Source organism: Sphingomonas swuensis (assembly GCF_039538045.1).
Lineage (GTDB): Bacteria > Pseudomonadota > Alphaproteobacteria > Sphingomonadales > Sphingomonadaceae > Sphingomicrobium > Sphingomicrobium swuense.
Window position 1 is genome coordinate 52,356 of the sequence record NZ_BAABBQ010000001.1, and the last position, 16,730, is coordinate 69,085.

Here is a 16,730-nt window from a genome sequence, read left to right on the forward strand (position 1 = left end):
GCGGGAACGTGGGCCCAGATAGCTCAGTTGGTAGAGCATGCGACTGAAAATCGCAGTGTCGCTGGTTCGATCCCGGCTCTGGGCACCACTCCTCCCCACATCCTGACCTTGCCAGCGGCTTCGGTTTGCGCTTGAGCGGGAGCGCACATGAAAGCGGCGCCGCATCCTAGACAGGAGCTCAGGCTCGCCGCTCTTCGTCGATACGAGATCCTCGATACGCCGCGCGAAGCTGAGTTCGACGAGATCGCGCAGCTGACGGCGAGCATCTGCGACGCCCCGATCGCGGTCATCAACCTGATCGACGCCGAGCGCCAGTGGTTCAAGGCCGAGGTCGGGCTGGGTGTGCGCGAAACGCCGCTCGAGACGTCGCTCTGCTCGCACGTCATCCTCGAACGCAGCTTCGTCGAGATCCCCGACACGCTTGCCGATCCGCGAATGTGCGACAACCCCTTGTGCGTCGACGAGGATGGCTTGCGATTCTACGCGGGCGCGTTGCTGTCGACTCCGGAAGGCCTGCCGATCGGGACGCTGTGCGTGCTCGACAAGCGGCCGCGCCAATTGACCGCCCTGCAGCGCAACGCAATCCAGGTTCTCGCGCGGCAGGTGATGACCCAGCTCGACCTTCGTCGCTCGCTCGCGGCCGAGCAGATCCAGCGCAACGAGATCGACCACCGGGTCAAGAACAGCCTCGCGGCGGTTGCGGGCTTCGTCGCGCTGGAACGGCGCGGCGTCGAGGATCCGGAAGCCCGGCAGCTGCTCGATCGGGTCGGCCAGCAGATCAACACGGTGGCGCTGCTGCACCGCCAGCTGAGCGATGCAGGATCGCAGCGGATCGACCTCAGCGACTATCTTTCGGAAGTCACCAGGCTGATCGACAGCACCCTGCCGGACAATGTCGAGGTCCGCGGCGAGTTCGACAGCTTCGACATGGGTGCGCGCGACGCCTCGGTGCTGGGGACGATCGTCAACGAGCTCGCCGCGAACGCGGTCAAGCACTCGGTCCGAGAGGCCGGCGGAGCGATCACCTTCCTTGGCGAAACGACCGGCGACGGCCACTATCGGCTGACCTGCCGCGACGCCGGAAAAGCGACCAGCGCGGAAGCGCCGGCCGAGCCCAGCAAGCGAACCGGCCTCGGGTTGCGACTGATCGCCAACTCGGTCCGGCAGATCAATGGAACGCTGACCACCGTTCAGGGCGATGAAGGGTATCGCACGGTGATCGAGATCACGCCGGCCTAGGCCAGCTCTTCCTCTGGTGATTCGACGAGGCCGCCCTCGTCGACGTCGGGCTCCTCCTCGCTGCTGACCCCCTGCTCGAGAGCCCGCTCCTCGGCGTACAGCTCGTCCGCGTCGGCCGGGTAGATGCCGAAGCGGGCCGCCACGTCGGGCGCGAACCGGAGCAGGTCGGGGCGAAGCTTGATGATCGAGACGTCCTTGGCCTTGCCTTCCATCATCACGTCGAACTCGAGCCCGTCGACCATCCGCATGAAGGTCGCGAACTCGAACGGGTTGGTGAAGTCGCTGTGCCCGGTCCAGATCGGCGGCACGAGCACGGTCTTGACCCGCGCGGTCGCCTTGACCGGTGCCTTGGTCAGCTCCTTCGACTTGCGGCCCTTCCCAGCCATCGCCGCCTCGCGCTGCTTGGGCGTGATCTTGCGCTTGAGCTCGCGCATCTCGGTGCGAGGACTGGAAAAGTGCATCTTGGGCCGGACGCCCTCGGCCCAGGTCGCGAGGAACTTCTCGAACGTGTCGCGAAGCTCGAGCCGCTCGGTGTTGAGGCACCAGAAATGCTGATAGTCGAAGACACACGGAACGCCGCAGCGCTCGGTGATCCAGAGGACATCGGCGGCGGAGAAGCGAATGTCGTCATTCTCGAGCACGAGCCGGCGCTTCACATGCTCGGGGCATTGTTCGTAGCCGTCGAGCCAGCGGGCGCGGGCCGCTTCGCGGTCGTCATAGACCCCGCCGACATGGGTGACGAGCACCGCCTCGGGGCCGCAGCCCATCCGGTCGAGCATCTCGGCCTGGCTCGAAAGGTCCCAGATCGACTTGCGGGTCAGCTCGGGATTGGGGCTGTTGAGGAGGACGAACTGGCTCGGATGGAAGCTTAGCCGGATGTCCAGTTCGCGCGCCTTCCTGCCGAAGGCGGCGAGTTCGGCGTCGCTTTCCTCCACCATCTTGTGGAACTGCGGCATGTCGGGGTGGGTGGCGTAGGGCGCGATGTCCGAGCTCAGCCGGTACATGTCGATCTCGACCTTCTTTAGATAGTCGAGGACGGCATCGAGATGCTCGAGACTGCACTTGAGGTGCGGGTCCTTCTGCCAGCGGCGGGTGTCGCCGCTCTTGAGGCCGGGAACGCCCATCACCTTGACCGGGAAGCCGAGGCGAAGGGGACGGGTCGGGTCGATGGTCACGCGATCTGTTCCTCCGGAAAGCCGAGGTCGGCGACGAAGCGGTTCCACTCGGGAATCCGCAGCGCGCCACCACTCGCGGCCTTGTGGCCGCTGCCATATTCGCTGTCCGCCCCATCGGGACGGCGCTCGGCGAAGAAGCGAATGAGGTCATGCCCGGCGCCGGTGCGCGCGGCGAAGTGGACCCAGCCGGGTCGGTAGGCCTTGTTGGCGGCGATCACGACCTTGTCCCTGAGCCGGGTGCGCCATTGCTGCGCGATCAGCGGGTGGATCTGGCATGCGCTGTCGAGCGGGATCAGCGCGACCTCGCCGCGGACCTTGGGCGCGACCCGGCGGGCGACTTCCATCTCGGCCTTCACCTCTTCCTTGGCGGCATGGAGCTGCGCGGTCTCGGGATGCGTGCCAGAGAGCAGCTCCTTGGGGCTGTCGCATTTCATCAGCAAGGCGAGCGCGGGAGACGCGTCGGCCGAAGCGGTACGGCGAGGCGCGTTGACCAGGCTGACGGCGTTGCGCAGCGCGGTCTTGCCATAGCGGGCCTGGGCAGCGGCGAGCTCGGGAAAGCCCGCATCCTCGGCCATGTCCCCGATCAGGCCGAGCGCGGCGAGCCACAGCAGCGGCTCGGGGCTTCGGCAGGCCCACCAGGCCATCAGCGCGGAGGTCGGCTCGGGCTCGCAGCCATTGCCGCTCAGCACCAGCGCATCGCCCGGCAATCCGGTCGGAACGTGGTGATCGATCAGGCAGGTCGGGGTTCCGGGCAGGATGTCGCCCTCGCGGACCCCAAGGTCGGTGGCGATGATCGCGGCCGGGCGACGCTGCTCGAGCTCGGCACGGACCGAGGGCGTCCACGGAGTCTCACCCTTGCCGACCAGGCGGACTTCCGAGCCCGGGATGGAGCGGGCGAGGATCGCCACCGCCGACAGGCCGTCGGCATCGAAATGGCCGAGGATCAGGGGTGGTCCGGCCAGCTTGCCGAGCCATTGCTGGAAGCGGCACTCGATGTCCTGTGGGTCGGCGATCATGTCCAAGGGAACGAGCCTGGCGGCACTCGGTGCCGCGCCGTGGCCTCAAGACCGTAGCGGATCGTTCGTCGGTCGGTCGAAGCCTCGCTTGACCGGGCGCGGGCGGGACCGCACCGTTTGGCCGATCCTATCGGAGAGTTGACCTTGTCCAATCCCGTCCGCCTGCTTGCCGCCCTGCTCCTTGCCGGAACCACGCTCCACGCCCCGCCGGCCACGGCGCAGACCGCGTCGATCCCGGCGCTCGCCTATACCGAGCGGACGCTCGCCAACGGGCTCAGGGTCTATGCGATGCGCGACACGGCCAGCCCGAACGTGTCGGTGCAAGTGTGGTACGACGTCGGGTCGAAGGACGATCCCCGCGGCCGCTCGGGCTTTGCGCACCTGTTCGAGCATCTGATGTTCAAGGCGACGCGCAACATGGTGCCCGAGCAGGTCGACCGGCTGACCGAGGATGTCGGCGGCTTCAACAATGCCAGCACCGCCGACGACTACACCAACTATTACGAGACGGTACCCGCCAACCACCTCCGCCGGCTGTTGTGGGCCGAGGCCGAGCGGATGGGCAGCCTGGTTGTCGACGACGCCAACTTCAAACCCGAGCGCGACGTGGTGAAGGAAGAACTCCGCACCGGGCTTGCGCGGCCCTACGGGCGCCTGTTCAGCCACTACATCCCGATGGCGAGCTACCAGCGCCACCCTTATGCCCGGCCCGGGATCGGCAGCATCGAGGAGCTCGATGCCGCCACCATCGACGATGTGCGCGCCTTTCATGCGACTTACTATCGGCCCGACAATGCGGTGGTGGTGGTCAGTGGCAACTTCGACCCCGCCGAGCTCAACCGATGGGTCGACGATTACTTCACTCCGATCAGGCGACCCGCCGGCGCGATCCCGCGGGTAAAGGTCACCGAGCCTGCCCGGACCGCCGCGCGAAGCTATACGGTGACCGAGCCCAACACGCCGCTCCCGGCGCTGGTGATGAGCTTCCTGCTTCCACCCGCCACCTCGCCCGACTTCGCAGCGCTTGAGGTACTCCAGGCGGTGCTTGCGAGCGGGGACAGCAGCCGGATGAACGAGGCGCTCGTCCGGACCCGTCTGGCGACCGATGCGTCGGTCTACATCGACGAGAAGCAGGGCCAGGGGTTGCTGGCACCCTATGCCATCCTCGCAGGCGGTCGCACGGTCGCCGAGGTCGAGGCCGTGCTCCGCCGCGAGCTGATGCGGCTGGCGTCCGAGCCGGTCAGCGCGGCCGAGCTGGCGGAAGCGCGCAACGAGCTGCTGACCGGGGCCCTCAAGGATCGCGAAACGGTCGAAGGCAAGGCCGAGCTGCTGGCGAACGGCGTCCTGCTCGAGGGCGATCCGCGCGCGTCCGACAAGCGACTCGCGGCGCTGGCGAAGGTGACGGCGGCGGACGTCCAACGCGTCGCCCGGCGCTACCTCGACCTCAATGGCGCCGTGACGATTCGCTACCTGCCGGCGGCGGAAGGCGCGACCGCCAGCGGGGGCGACAGGATCGCCCTCGCTCAAGGCGTGGTGACCAGCCCGCTGAAGGCACCGGCCGATATCAAGCTGGTCACGCCGGCAAGCGACGCGGCCCGGGTCCGTCCGCCCGAGCCGGCGGCGGCGGTCGCCGTGCGAGTGCCGCAGCCGGTCACGGCCAAGCTGGCCAACGGGCTGACGGTGATCACCGTGCCTCGGTCCAACCTGCCGCTAGTCAGCGCCAATCTGGTGTCGCTCGGCGGCTCGGCGGCCGATCCGGTGGACAAGGCCGGGCTTCATGCGCTCGCCGCGACCCTGCTAACCAAGGGCACGGCAACCCGTAGCGCCACCCAGATCGCAGCGGCGGTAGAGGCGCTCGGCGGACAGCTGGGATCGGGCGCGGGCGCCGAGGGCATCACTCTCGACCTTACCGTGCGGACATCCGAGCTCGACAAGGCGCTCGGGATCATGGCCGACGTCGCCCGCAACGCGGCATTCGCCGGCGACGAGGTCGAGCGGGCCCGGGGCCAGGCGACCGACGAAGCGGCACTGGCGCTGCAGAACCCCGGCGCGCTCTCGCGCCTGGCGGTCGCGCGGGCGCTGTACGGAACCGGCGCCTATGGCGCTCCGGCGGGCGGAACCACCCAATCGCTCAAGAATATCGACCGCGCCGACGTGGTCGCGGCGGCGGGACAGTCGCTCCGTCCCGATGGAAGCGTCCTGGTGCTGAGCGGCGACATCACGCCGGATCGTGCCCGCGAAGTGGCGGAGAAGGCGTTCGGGAGCTGGCGCGCGCAGGGCAGCGCCGCGACGGCCGCCGCGAGGCCGGCCGCGGGCGAGGCGCCGCTCAGGGGCAAGGTCGTGGTCATCGACATGCCGGGCTCGAGCCAGGCGGCGGTCGCGGTTGCGCGCGACACGCTGGTCCGCTCCGACCCGCGCTATTATTCGACCGTTCTTGCCAATGCGGTGCTCGGCGGCGGCTACAGTGCGCGCCTCAACCGCGAGATCCGGATCAAGCGCGGCCTCTCCTATGGCGCGAGCAGCAGCCTGTCCGCCAGCCGTCGTGCGGGCGCGGTGGTGGCGGCGGTGCAGACCAAGAATGCCACCGCGCCCGAAGTGCTCGGCATCATCCTCGACGAAATGAAGCGGCTCGGGGCCGAGCCGATCCCGGCGGCCGAGCTTGGCACCCGCCAGGCCTTCATCACCGGCAGCTTCGGACGGCAGCTCGAAACGGTCGACGGACTTGGCGACATCGTTGCCGGCTATGTCCAGAGCGGGGTCGATCCATCCGAGATCGGCCGCTTCATGCAGCAGGTGCGCGAGGTGACGCCCGGCCAGGCGGGCGAAATGGCGCGGACCCTGCTGGCGCCCGCCGGGACCACCACGGTGATCGTGGGGGACGCCAAGCTGTTCGGCGATGCGCTCCGCAAGCGGTTCGGCGAAGTGACGGTCATCCCGCTGGCGCAGGTGTCTCTCGACAAGCCGACGCTTCGCTAGGCGACGACGCAACCGCAACGCATCGGTGTGGGTTGATCAATCGGATTTCAAAAGAGGACTGAACCGAATGATCACCCGCACCGCAAGCGCGCGCTACGAGGGCATGGGCAAGACCGGCAAGGGGTGGATCTCCACCCAGTCGGGCGTGCTCAAGGACAGCCGCTACGGCTTCAACACGCGCTTCGAAGGCGAGCCCGGGACCAATCCCGAGGAGCTCATCGCCGCCGCCCATGCAAGCTGCTTCACCATGGCGCTGAGCTTCGCGCTGGCCGGCGCGGGGCACGATGAAGGCACGCTCGAAACCGAGGCGAGGGTCAAGCTCGATCAGGATGGTGCCGGCTTCAAGGTCAGCCGCTCCGACCTCAAGCTCACCGCTAATGTCCCGGGCATCGAGGAAGCCGAGCTTCGCCGCCTCGCCGACGAGGCGAAGGCCGGCTGCCCCATCTCCAAGCTTCTAAACGCCGAGATGACGCTGGACGTGACGGTCGGCTAGTTCGCTCGGCGCCCAACTTGCGTGAGTAGAAGTTGCTGTGCATGCCGCGGCCATGGCCGGACCTGCCCACAGCAACGAACGCACCGCCGGACTGGTGCTGATGGCGGCAGCGGCGGCCGCGCTCGTCGTTGCCAATTCTCCGCTGGCCGAGGCCTACCGGCAGCTGCTGCACGCCGAGGTCGGGCCGCTGTCGGTGCACTACTGGATCGCCGACGCGCTGATGGCGGTCTTCTTCCTGCTCGTCGGGCTGGAGGTGAAGCGCGAATGGTATGACGGGCAGCTCGCCACGCCAGAAGCGCGGCGGCTGCCGATGATTGCCGCCGCGGCGGGAATGGCGGTGCCGGCACTGGTATTCGTGCTGGTGACCCGGAACCATCCCGAACTTGCCCGCGGCTGGGCGATCCCCGCGGCGACCGACATCGCCTTCGCGCTCGGCGTGCTCGCGCTGGTCGGCAAGCGGGTCCCCGCGTCGATCAAGGTGCTGCTCGTGACGATCGCGATTATCGACGACATCGGCGCGGTGGCGATCATCGCCATCTTCTATACCGCCGACATCAACATGACCGCGCTCGCCGCGAGCGGGCTGATCCTCGCGGCGATGGCGGCGCTCAACATGTTCGGGGTCAGGCGGCTGTGGCCCTATCTGCTGCTGTTCGTGCCGCTGTGGCTGGCGGTCTTCCAGTCGGGTATCCACGCGACCATCGCAGGGGTGCTGGCGGCGCTGACGGTGCCGCTCGGCCGGGGCGAGGCGCACTCGCCGCTGAAGCGGCTCGAGCACCGCATCCATCCCTGGGTGATGCTGGGGATCGTTCCCCTCTTCGGCTTCGCCAGCGCGGGGGTGACGATCGGTGGCCTCGGCGAGCTTCTCCTGCCGCTTCCGCTCGGCGTTGCGCTCGGGCTTCTCATAGGCAAGCAGGTCGGGGTGCTCGGCGCCATCTGGCTTGCCGACCGGGCGGGGCTCGCGAAGAAGCCCGACAATCTGCGCTGGAGCCACATCTATGGCGCGGCGCTGCTGTGCGGGATCGGCTTCACCATGAGCCTGTTCATCGGCGAACTCGCCTTTACCGACGCCACCCTGATCGACGAGGCCAAGATCGGCACGCTGGCGGGGTCGCTGCTGGCCGGAGTGGCGGGCTATGCGATGCTCTTCTTCACGCAGCCCATCACCGATAGCGACCGCGACCAGGAGGAGGCCGAAGAAGTGTTCGGCGAGGATGCCGACAAGGATCCGACCGTCTGCAACGATCCCTATGCGGCACCGAGGTGACCGGCTGATGCGCACCTTCTGGCACGAGGGCCAGCTGGCACACCGGCCGGCAAGCGAGTTCTTCAACGGCGCGCTTCATCCGGCCGCCGACAAGGTCGAACGCGCCGAACATATTCTCGCGGCGATTGGGCGGACCGAAGCCCCGCACCTGCCCGATGAGGCCACGCTGCAGGCGATCCTCGAGGACGTACATTCCGCGGACTATCTGGCGCTTCTGTCGACCGCGCATGCCGAGTGGCGCGCGGCGGGACGCGAGGGCGACGCGATGCCCTACGCCTTTCCGGTGCGGCGGCGTCCGCTGCGGCTCGAGCGGATCGATGCCCGGCTCGGACAGCACAGCTACGACACCTGCACACCGGTCGCCGAGGGAACCTGGCCGGCGCTGCTGGCGGGGACCGCGACCGTGCTCGGCGCACTCGAGGCGGTGCTTGGCGGCGAGCATGCCTTCGCCCTTACCCGGCCGCCGGGACACCATGCCGGCACCGACACGATGGGCGGCTACAGCTATCTCAATTGGGCAGCGATCGCGGCGATCCGTTCGGGCCGGCGGACCGCGGTGCTCGACATCGACTATCACCATGGAAACGGCACGCAGGACATGCTGGCCGGGCGCGAAGGCCTGAGCTTCGCCTCGATCCATGCCGACCCGGTCTCCGACTACCCCTACTTCTGGGGCCATGCCGACGAGAATGGCGACAACATCCGCAACTGGCCGTTGCCGCGGGGCACCCTGCTCGAAGCCTATGATGCGGCGTTGGCGGAGGGCTGTGCCTGGATCGGCGAACAATCGCCCGAGCTGCTCGTCGTGAGCTTCGGCGCCGATACCTGGGAAGGCGACCCGATCAGCCACTTCGCGCTTCGGACCGAGGATTATGCACGGCTGGCCAGAAGGATCGCGGGGCTCGGGCTGCCGACCCTGGTGGTGATGGAAGGCGGCTATGCCGTCGAGGCGCTCGGCCACAATGTTGCGAGCTTCCTGTCCGGCTTCTAGGCCGGAGCCATGGACCATTTCGAGCTTCGAGGCGGGGCGCTGCACTGTGAGGGGGTGCCGCTGGAGGCAATCGCCGCGGCGGTCGGGACACCGGTCTATGTCTATTCGACCGCGACCATGGTGCGGCACGCACGGGTGATGATGGAAGCGGTGTCGGGCTGCGGCAGCGGCGCGCCGCTGGTCGCCTATGCGGTCAAGGCGAACCCCAATGCCGCGGTCCTGAAGACGCTTGGCGACGCCGGGCTCGGCGCCGACGTGGTATCGATCGGAGAATATCGCCGGGCCCGGGCGGCGCGGATTGCGGCGGAGCGCATCGTCTTCTCCGGGGTCGGCAAGACCGCCGAGGAGATGGGCGAAGCGCTCGCCGGCGGGTTGCTGCAGTTCAATGTCGAGAGCATCGAGGAAGCGCGTATGCTGTCGGCGGTGGCTACCGCACAGGGCCGCGAGGCGCCGATCGGCTTCCGGATCAACCCCGACGTCGCGGCGGGCACCCACGCCAAGATCACGACGGGGACCGCGGACAACAAGTTCGGAATCCCCGCCGCAGAGGCGCTCGGCGCCTATGGCGAGGCCGCCGGGCTGCCGGGGCTCGCGGTGCGGGGCATCACCGTCCACATCGGCAGCCAGCTTACCAGCCTAGACCCGCTCGAGCAGGCGTTCGAGCGATTGGGCGAGCTGATCGGAGCGCTTCGGCGCCAGGGGCATTCGATTAGCGTCGCCGATCTCGGCGGCGGGCTCGGGGTGCCGCACGGTCCGGGGCAGCCCGAGCCTCCGAGCCCCGCCGCCTACGGCACAATGGTCCGGAGGGTGACGGCGACCTGGGACACGCGGCTGCTGTTCGAGCCCGGGCGGCTGATCGTCGGCAATGCCGGCGTGCTGCTCACCCGGGTGGTGCGGGTGAAGCCTGGCGCGCGCGACCCGTGGCTGATCGTCGATGCCGGAATGAACGACCTGATGCGCCCGGCGCTCTACGATGCCTATCATCGGATCGAAGCGGTGCGCCCGACCGGGCACCGCTCGACCGTCAACGTCGTCGGCCCCGTCTGCGAAAGCGGCGACACCTTCACCATGGGCCGAGAGATGGACGAGGTGAGCGAAGGCGACCTGATCGTCTTCCGCACCGCAGGCGCCTATGGGGCGACGCTCGCCAACAGCTACAACAGCCGGCCGCTGACGCCCGAGGTGCTGGTCGACGGCCAGCGGTGGGCCCTGGTCCGCAGGCGTGTCGACGTGGATGCGCTGGCAGCCGTGCAGGATCTCGCCTGGGAAAATCCGGCAGACTGACGGACTGAGGCGCGGCATTGTGGTCGCGGCGCTTGCCGCTTAGCGTGGCGCGGAGAAGTCGCTGGAGGTATTGCGATGGAGCTTGCGGTGGTATTCGCGGCGGCACTGATCGGGACGCCTTCGAGCTCCGAACCTCTCCAGCCGGTAAGCTCCACGCCGCCGCAGCAGATTGTCCTTCCGATCGTCCAGCCCGGCTGCGAGCGAAGCACGGACGCGGACGTGGTGACCGTCTGCGGTCGCAAGGATCGCCGCTACCGGATCGACACTTCGACCCTGCAGACGCTCCGGACCATCGAGGATCGCGACGATCCGGGCAAACGGCCACGCCCGAACGCGATCACGCAGAGCTGCAGCGGGATCGGACCAATGGCCAATTGCAGTGGCGACATCCCGGTAAGCGCCATGGCGCTCCGGGCGATCGGCCTGGCGGTGAAGGCCATCCGCGGAGAGGATCTGCGGCCGGCCCTTCGCCAGGGTCCTACCGACTATGAACTTTACCAGCGCGCCAAGGCCGCGGAAGAGGAGAAGGAATAAGCCCGGCAGGCGCGATGGCCCGCCGGGCATGCAGCCTCAGAGCTTCTCGGTCAGTTCCGGGACCAGCTTGAACAGGTCGCCGACCAGGCCGACGTCGGCGATCTGGAAGATCGGCGCTTCCTCGTCCTTGTTGATGGCGACGATGACCTTGGAGTCCTTCATGCCCGCGAGGTGCTGGATCGCGCCCGAGATGCCGACCGCGACGTAGAGCTCGGGGGCGACAATCTTGCCGGTCTGTCCGACCTGATAGTCGTTGGGGGCATAGCCCGCATCGACCGCGGCGCGGCTGGCACCGACCGCGGCGCCGAGCTTGTCGGCAAGCGGATCAATCAGCGCGTGGAACTGGTCCGACGAGCCCAATGCACGGCCACCCGAGACGATGATCTTGGCGCTGGTCAGCTCGGGCCGCTCGCTCTCCGAGGCTTCCATCGAGACGAAGCTCGACACGGCGTTCGAGATGCCCGCATCGACATTCTCGATCTCGGCGTTACCCGAGCCGCGCTCGGCCTTGGTGAAGGCGGTGCCGCGGACGGTGATGACCTTCTTGGCATCCTTCGCGCGGACGGTGGCGATGGCGTTGCCGGCGTAGATCGGGCGCTGGAAGGTGTCGGGGCCCTCGACCGCGATGATGTCGCTGATCTGGGCGACGTCGAGCAGCGCCGCGACGCGCGGAGCAATGTTGCGGCCGGTCGTGGTGGAGCTGGCGAGGAGGACGTCGTGCATCTCCATAAGCCGAGCGACGAGCGGGGCGACGCTTTCGGCAAGCTCATGGTCAAGGCCGGCGTCGGCGGCGACATGGACCTTGCCAATGCCGGCGATGGTCTTCGCATCCTCGGCCGCGGTGGCGGCATCGGAGCCGATCAGCAGCAGATGCGCTTCGCCGCCCAGCTTGGCGGCGGCGCCGAGGGTGGCGAGCGTGCTATCCTTGACCTTGCCGTTGGCGTGCTCGCCGAGAACCAGGATCTTCATGCGACAACTCCGAGAGACTTGAGCTTGGACACCAGTTCGTCGACCGAGCCGACCTTGGCACCGCCGACGCGCTTGGCCGGCTCGGCGACCTTGAGCGTCTCCAGCCGCGGCGCGATATCGACGCCATAGTCGGCCGGGGTCTTGGCCGCGAGCGGCTTCGACTTGGCCTTCATGATGTTGGGCAGCGAGGGATAGCGGGGATCGTTGAGGCGAAGGTCGGTGGTGACGATCGCCGGCAGCTTGATCGCGACCGTCTCGAGCCCGCCGTCGACTTCGCGGGTGACGTTGGCGGTGTCGCCGCTGATCTCGACCTTCGAGGCGAAGGTGCCCTGGCCGTAGCCGGTCAGCGCGCCGAGCATCTGCCCGACCTGGCTCGAATCGTCGTCGATCGCCTGCTTGCCGAGGAGCACGACCTGCGGCTGCTCTTCCTCGACGATCTTGGCGAGGATCTTGGCGACGCCGAGCGGCTCGACCTCGTCGTCGGTCTGGACGAGGATGCCGCGGTCGGCACCCATCGCGAGCGCGGTGCGGATCGTCTCCTGCGCCTTCTGCGGGCCGACCGACACGACCACGATCTCGGTCGCACCGGCCTTTTCCTTGAGGCGGATAGCTTCCTCGACGGCGATCTCGTCGAAGGGATTCATGCTCATCTTGACGTTGGCGAGATCGACGCCGGTGCCGTCCATCTTCACCCGCGGCTTCACGTTGTAGTCGATGACGCGCTTGACTGCGACGAGTACCTTCATTTCCGTCCCTCTTCTTCGTCATGCCGGGCTTGACCCTGCATCCGCCTGACCTTTCCTCTAACGATCTCGGAAGAAAGGCGGACCCCGGCTCAAGGCCGGGGTGACGGTTGGATTGTTCAGGCCGCCTTCTTCACTTCCGCGACGATCTTGGCAGCGGCATCGCCGAGGTCGTTGGCGGCGACGATCGGCAGGCCCGAGTTGGCGAGGATGTCCTTGCCCTGCTGGACGTTGGTGCCCTCGAGGCGGACCACCAGCGGGACCTTGAGGTCGACCTCGCGCGCGGCGGCGACGATGCCGTCGGCGATGATGTCGCACTTCATGATGCCACCGAATATGTTGACCAGGATTCCCTTCACCGCCGGATCGGCGAGGATGATCTTGAACGCCGCGGTGACCTTCTCCTTGTTGGCGCCGCCGCCGACGTCGAGGAAGTTGGCCGGGAAGGCGCCGTTCAGCTTGATAATGTCCATCGTCGCCATGGCGAGGCCAGCCCCGTTGACCATGCAGCCGATGTCGCCGTCGAGCTTGATGTAGGCGAGGTCGTACTTGGACGCCTCGACTTCCATCGGATCCTCTTCGGTCAGGTCACGCAGCTCGGCGATGTCCTTGTGGCGGAACATGGCGTTGCCGTCGAAGCCGACCTTGGCATCGAGCACCATCAGCTGGCCGCCGTCGGTGACCGCGAGCGGGTTGATCTCGATCTGCTCGGCGTCGCTGCCGAGGAAGGCGGCGTAGAGGCCGGCGAGAACCTTCGACGCCTGCTTGGCGAGGTCGCCGGTCAGGCCGAGCGCGGCGGCCACGGCACGGCCATGGTGCGGCATCAGGCCGGTCGCGGGATCGATGGTGATGGTGTGAATCTTCTCGGGCGTGTCATGCGCCACGGTCTCGATGTCCATCCCGCCCTCGGTCGAGGCGACCACCGCGATCCGGCCGGTCTCGCGGTCGACGAGCAGCGCGAGGTAGAACTCCTTGGCGATGTCGACGCCGTCGGTGATGTAGAGGCGCTGGACCTGCTTGCCATGCTCGCCCGTCTGGATGGTCACCAGCGTCTTGCCGAGCATCTCCTCGGCGTGGGCGCGGACTTCCTCGACCGACTTGGCGAGGCGGACGCCGCCCTTGGCGTCGGGGCCGAGCTCGGTGAACTTGCCCTTGCCGCGACCACCGGCGTGGATCTGCGCCTTGACCACCCACAGCGGCCCCGGGAGCTTGCCCGCTGCCGCAACGGCCTCCTCGACGGTCATGGCGGCAAAGCCGGCGGGAACGGGCACGCCGTACTTCGCGAGCAGTTCCTTGGCCTGATATTCGTGGATGTTCATGGTCGGTCCCGGGAAATGGAGTTTGCGGGCCCTAAAGCATGACTCTTCCTCCAAGCCAAGCTAGGGAACGGGAGGTGAACGCGCCGCCGACCCGGAAGATCATCCATGTCGACATGGATGCATTCTATGCGAGCGTCGAGCAGCGCGACGATCCTTCGCTCAAGGGTCGGCCGGTCGCGGTCGGCGGCGGTCATCGCGGGGTGGTGGCGGCGGCAAGCTACGAGGCGCGGGTGTTCGGAGTGCGCTCCGCCATGCCGAGCGTGACTGCAAAGCGGCGCTGCCCCGATCTCGTCTTCGTCAAGCCGCGGTTCGACGCCTACAAGGCGGTGAGCCATCAGATCCGCGCGATCTTCGCCGACTACACCGAGCTCATCGAGCCGCTGAGCCTCGACGAGGCCTATCTCGATGTCAGCGAGGACCGCCACGGCCTGGGCTCGGCCCGCGCCATCGCCGAGGCGATCCGGGCGCGCATCCGGGCGGACACTGGGCTGACCGCCTCGGCCGGGGTGTCCTACTGCAAGTTCGTGGCCAAGCTGGCGAGCGACCAGAACAAGCCCGACGGGCTGTGCGTCATCCGTCCGGAGCAGGCGCAGCGCTACATCGCCTCCCTCCCCGTCGGGCGCTTCCATGGTATCGGGCCGAGAACCGCCGAGCGGCTCCAGGCGATGGGGATCGAGACCGGTGCCGATCTCCAGCAGCTCAGCCTCGACGAGCTCAGGGGCCGGTTCGGCAACTCGGGCGACTGGTACTATCGCATCTGCCGGGGGATCGACGAGAGGCCGGTGCGGAGCAGCCGCCGGGCCAAGTCGGTCAGCGCCGAGCGGACCTTCGACACCGACTATCGGTCACCCGACGACCTCCGCCGCGAGCTCGACCGGGTGGCGGGCCTCGCCTGGGAGCGGATCGCGCGCTCGGGCGTCACCGGGCGTACCGTCACACTGAAGGTCAAATACTCCGATTTCGAATTAATCAGCCGCGCCAAGAGCTTCGCCGACCCTATCACCGACCTCGCCGGGCTGTCGGCTGCCGGACATTATCTGCTCGAGCAGCTGCATCCCGTGCCCAAGGGCATCCGCCTGCTGGGGCTCGGGTTGTCAAACTTAACCGAGGTTAATGGAAGCGTTCCACTCCAGCTTGGACTGGAAATCTGATTGGGTTTGTGTTAAATACTGAAGTCGGAAGGTCGTATCGCAAGAGCATGCGCGCGGCCAGTCATGCAACCATTGTCCGCAAGAGGAGACACAGGGCCGCGGGGCGACTTGGGGGGCGCCGCAGTCAATGTCTCATATCTGCGTATCTGGAAAGGTGAAGAATGGCAGCGAAAGCGCTTAGCTTCGATGTTGGCGATTATGTCGTGTACCCCAAGCATGGTGTCGGGCGTGTCGTGGAACTGCAGAGCACCGAGATCGCGGGCACTCGCCTCGACCTGTACGTGCTCCGGTTCGAGAAGGAGAAGATGACCCTTCGCGTTCCGGTGCTGAAGGCGGACTCGGTCGGCATGCGCAAGCTGTCGAGCGACAAGACGATGACCGCTGCGCTCGAGATCCTCAAGGGCAAGCCCAAGGTTAAGCGCACCATGTGGTCGCGCCGCGCCCAGGAATATGAAGCCAAGATCAACTCGGGCGACCTGTCGTCGATCGCCGAGGTGACCCGCGACCTGTTCCGTCCGGACGATGCGCCCGAGCAGAGCTATTCGGAGCGGCAGATCTTCGAGGCCGCCGCCTCGCGCCTGGCGCGCGAACTCGGCGCGATGGAGCAGACCGACGAGAAGTCGGCCCTGGCGAAGATCCACGAGATCCTCAACAAGGCCGTGCTGGTCCACGCCAAGAGCAAGGAAGACAAGGAAGAGGTGGAGGAAGCCTGAGGCTTCTCCATCGATCCAGGATCAAGGAGGCGCCGCCCGCGAGGGTGGCGCCTTTTTGTTTGCGCGCTCCCTCGCCGTGCTGTATTACGCATGCAATACAGCTTGAAAGGGGACTTCCATGCGTCACTTGCTTCTCGCTTCGGCCACGACCGTGCTTCTCGCCACCGCCGCCTGCTCGGCCGGGGCGAAGGAGAATGACGGCCCGACCGTCTCACGCAGCTTCCAGGTCGGGGCGTTCGACGGGCTCGAGGTCGCAGGTCCGTTCGATGTCACCGTGTCGACCGGCAAGGCGGCCTCGATCCGGGCGGAAGGCCCGCAGAAGCTGATCGAGGGCATGGAAGCGGTGGTCGAGCGCGGCAAGCTCGTGATCCGCCCGCAGAAGAAAGGCTGGTTCGGCGGGATGCAGTGGAGCGGCGGCACGGCCAAGGTGAGCATCACCGTTCCCGCGCTGACCAATGCGGCGGTCGCCGGCTCGGGCAACATCGCCATCGACCGGATCACCGCCGACCGCTTCGAAGGCGAGGTGGCGGGCTCGGGCGACCTGACGCTCGGCGCGCTTTCCACCAAGGAACTGAAGCTCGCGATCGCCGGCTCGGGCGAGGTCCACGCGGCGGGTCAGACCGACCGCGCCGAATATTCGATCGCCGGCTCGGGCGACCTCGATGCCAGCGGGCTGACAGCGGCGCGGGCCGAGGCCAACATCGCGGGCAGCGGCAACATCAAGGCCCGGGTTACCGGTGAAGCCAAGGCGAACATCGCCGGATCGGGCGACATCGAGATCAGCGGCGGCGCCAAGTGCCAGTCGAGCAAGCAGGGCAGCGGCGACATCCGCTGCTCTTGAGCAACTCTTAACCATGCGG

Annotated in this window: 15 protein-coding genes and 1 tRNA gene; 11 read left to right on the forward strand and 5 right to left on the reverse strand. The window is 67.5% G+C overall.

The window, feature by feature from the left end; genetic code table 11:
- Positions 1–12 precede the first annotated feature (12 nt).
- Positions 13–88, forward strand: a tRNA-Phe gene (locus ABD727_RS00300).
- A gap of 59 nt (positions 89–147) precedes the next feature.
- A complete protein-coding gene (locus ABD727_RS00305; protein WP_344705390.1) occupies positions 148–1,239 on the forward strand; it encodes a histidine kinase dimerization/phosphoacceptor domain -containing protein in 1,092 nt (363 codons plus the stop codon).
- Here the strand turns inward: ABD727_RS00305 and uvsE are convergent.
- Positions 1,236–2,414, reverse strand: coding sequence for a UV DNA damage repair endonuclease UvsE (gene uvsE / locus ABD727_RS00310; protein WP_344705391.1), 1,179 nt, complete (start codon positions 2,412–2,414; stop codon positions 1,236–1,238). The genes ABD727_RS00305 and uvsE overlap by 4 nt on opposite strands.
- Entirely contained in the window at positions 2,411–3,430 is a 1,020-nt protein-coding gene (locus ABD727_RS00315; protein ID WP_344705392.1) for a phosphoesterase, read from the reverse strand. The genes uvsE and ABD727_RS00315 overlap by 4 nt, the downstream gene beginning before the upstream one ends.
- A 144-nt stretch (positions 3,431–3,574) precedes the next feature.
- Here ABD727_RS00315 and ABD727_RS00320 point away from each other — a divergent pair, with 144 nt between their 5' ends.
- The 6 genes from ABD727_RS00320 to ABD727_RS00345 all read left to right on the forward strand — a co-directional run bounded on the left by ABD727_RS00320 (position 3,575) and on the right by ABD727_RS00345 (position 10,975).
- Complete coding sequence (locus ABD727_RS00320) at positions 3,575–6,406, forward strand: M16 family metallopeptidase (RefSeq protein ID WP_344705393.1); 2,832 nt, start codon at positions 3,575–3,577, stop codon at positions 6,404–6,406.
- Between the two features lie 67 nt (positions 6,407–6,473).
- A complete protein-coding gene (locus ABD727_RS00325) occupies positions 6,474–6,899 on the forward strand; it encodes an OsmC family protein (protein ID WP_344705394.1) in 426 nt (141 codons plus the stop codon).
- Positions 6,900–6,951: 52 nt separating this feature from the next.
- Positions 6,952–8,166: a Na+/H+ antiporter NhaA gene (gene nhaA / locus ABD727_RS00330; protein ID WP_344705395.1), complete on the forward strand. Its 1,215-nt coding sequence runs from the start codon at positions 6,952–6,954 to the stop codon at positions 8,164–8,166.
- Complete coding sequence (locus ABD727_RS00335; RefSeq protein ID WP_344705396.1) at positions 8,150–9,157, forward strand: histone deacetylase family protein; 1,008 nt, start codon at positions 8,150–8,152, stop codon at positions 9,155–9,157. Before nhaA ends, ABD727_RS00335 begins: the two co-directional genes overlap by 17 nt.
- Before the next feature lie 9 nt (positions 9,158–9,166).
- The gene (lysA, locus tag ABD727_RS00340) at positions 9,167–10,441 is read left to right on the forward strand and encodes a diaminopimelate decarboxylase (protein ID WP_344705397.1); all 1,275 of its coding nucleotides are present in this window, start codon (positions 9,167–9,169) and stop codon (positions 10,439–10,441) included.
- A gap of 75 nt (positions 10,442–10,516) precedes the next feature.
- Entirely contained in the window at positions 10,517–10,975 is a 459-nt protein-coding gene (locus ABD727_RS00345; protein WP_344705398.1) for a hypothetical protein, read from the forward strand.
- A gap of 36 nt (positions 10,976–11,011) precedes the next feature.
- Here the strand turns inward: ABD727_RS00345 and ABD727_RS00350 are convergent, their stop codons facing one another.
- From ABD727_RS00350 to sucC, 3 genes are all read right to left on the reverse strand, one after another.
- Positions 11,012–11,944 (reverse strand): electron transfer flavoprotein subunit alpha/FixB family protein, encoded by a 933-nt coding sequence (locus ABD727_RS00350; RefSeq protein WP_344705399.1) that lies wholly within the window; start codon positions 11,942–11,944, stop codon positions 11,012–11,014.
- On the reverse strand, positions 11,941–12,690 hold the full coding sequence (locus ABD727_RS00355) for an electron transfer flavoprotein subunit beta/FixA family protein (RefSeq protein ID WP_344705400.1): 750 nt from the start codon (positions 12,688–12,690) through the stop codon (positions 11,941–11,943). Before ABD727_RS00355 ends, ABD727_RS00350 begins: the two co-directional genes overlap by 4 nt.
- Before the next feature lie 116 nt (positions 12,691–12,806).
- Positions 12,807–14,006: an ADP-forming succinate--CoA ligase subunit beta gene (sucC, locus tag ABD727_RS00360; protein ID WP_344705402.1), complete on the reverse strand. Its 1,200-nt coding sequence runs from the start codon at positions 14,004–14,006 to the stop codon at positions 12,807–12,809.
- A gap of 38 nt (positions 14,007–14,044) precedes the next feature.
- Between sucC and dinB the strand changes: the two genes are divergently transcribed.
- The 3 genes from dinB (at position 14,045) to ABD727_RS00375 (ending at position 16,711) form a co-directional block, all read left to right on the forward strand.
- On the forward strand, positions 14,045–15,157 hold the full coding sequence (gene dinB / locus ABD727_RS00365) for a DNA polymerase IV (protein ID WP_425566736.1): 1,113 nt from the start codon (positions 14,045–14,047) through the stop codon (positions 15,155–15,157).
- 161 nt (positions 15,158–15,318) lie between these two features.
- Positions 15,319–15,870, forward strand: coding sequence for a CarD family transcriptional regulator (locus ABD727_RS00370; RefSeq protein ID WP_344705404.1), 552 nt, complete (start codon positions 15,319–15,321; stop codon positions 15,868–15,870).
- 118 nt (positions 15,871–15,988) lie between these two features.
- Positions 15,989–16,711 (forward strand): head GIN domain-containing protein, encoded by a 723-nt coding sequence (locus ABD727_RS00375; RefSeq protein ID WP_344705405.1) that lies wholly within the window; start codon positions 15,989–15,991, stop codon positions 16,709–16,711.
- Positions 16,712–16,730 lie beyond the last annotated feature (19 nt).

Coding starts and splice junctions, on each gene's coding strand:
- ABD727_RS00345 (WP_344705398.1), top strand. CDS start 10,517: ATGGAGCTTGCGGTGGTATTCGCGGCGGCACTGATCGGGACGCCTTCG.
- lysA (WP_344705397.1), top strand. CDS start 9,167: ATGGACCATTTCGAGCTTCGAGGCGGGGCGCTGCACTGTGAGGGGGTG.
- ABD727_RS00375 (WP_344705405.1), top strand. CDS start 15,989: ATGCGTCACTTGCTTCTCGCTTCGGCCACGACCGTGCTTCTCGCCACC.
- ABD727_RS00350 (WP_344705399.1), bottom strand. CDS start 11,944: ATGAAGATCCTGGTTCTCGGCGAGCACGCCAACGGCAAGGTCAAGGAT.
- ABD727_RS00335 (WP_344705396.1), top strand. CDS start 8,150: ATGCGGCACCGAGGTGACCGGCTGATGCGCACCTTCTGGCACGAGGGC.
- sucC (WP_344705402.1), bottom strand. CDS start 14,006: ATGAACATCCACGAATATCAGGCCAAGGAACTGCTCGCGAAGTACGGC.
- nhaA (WP_344705395.1), top strand. CDS start 6,952: ATGGCCGGACCTGCCCACAGCAACGAACGCACCGCCGGACTGGTGCTG.
- ABD727_RS00370 (WP_344705404.1), top strand. CDS start 15,319: ATGGCAGCGAAAGCGCTTAGCTTCGATGTTGGCGATTATGTCGTGTAC.
- dinB (WP_425566736.1), top strand. CDS start 14,045: ATGACTCTTCCTCCAAGCCAAGCTAGGGAACGGGAGGTGAACGCGCCG.
- ABD727_RS00355 (WP_344705400.1), bottom strand. CDS start 12,690: ATGAAGGTACTCGTCGCAGTCAAGCGCGTCATCGACTACAACGTGAAG.
- ABD727_RS00325 (WP_344705394.1), top strand. CDS start 6,474: ATGATCACCCGCACCGCAAGCGCGCGCTACGAGGGCATGGGCAAGACC.
- ABD727_RS00305 (WP_344705390.1), top strand. CDS start 148: ATGAAAGCGGCGCCGCATCCTAGACAGGAGCTCAGGCTCGCCGCTCTT.
- ABD727_RS00315 (WP_344705392.1), bottom strand. CDS start 3,430: ATGATCGCCGACCCACAGGACATCGAGTGCCGCTTCCAGCAATGGCTC.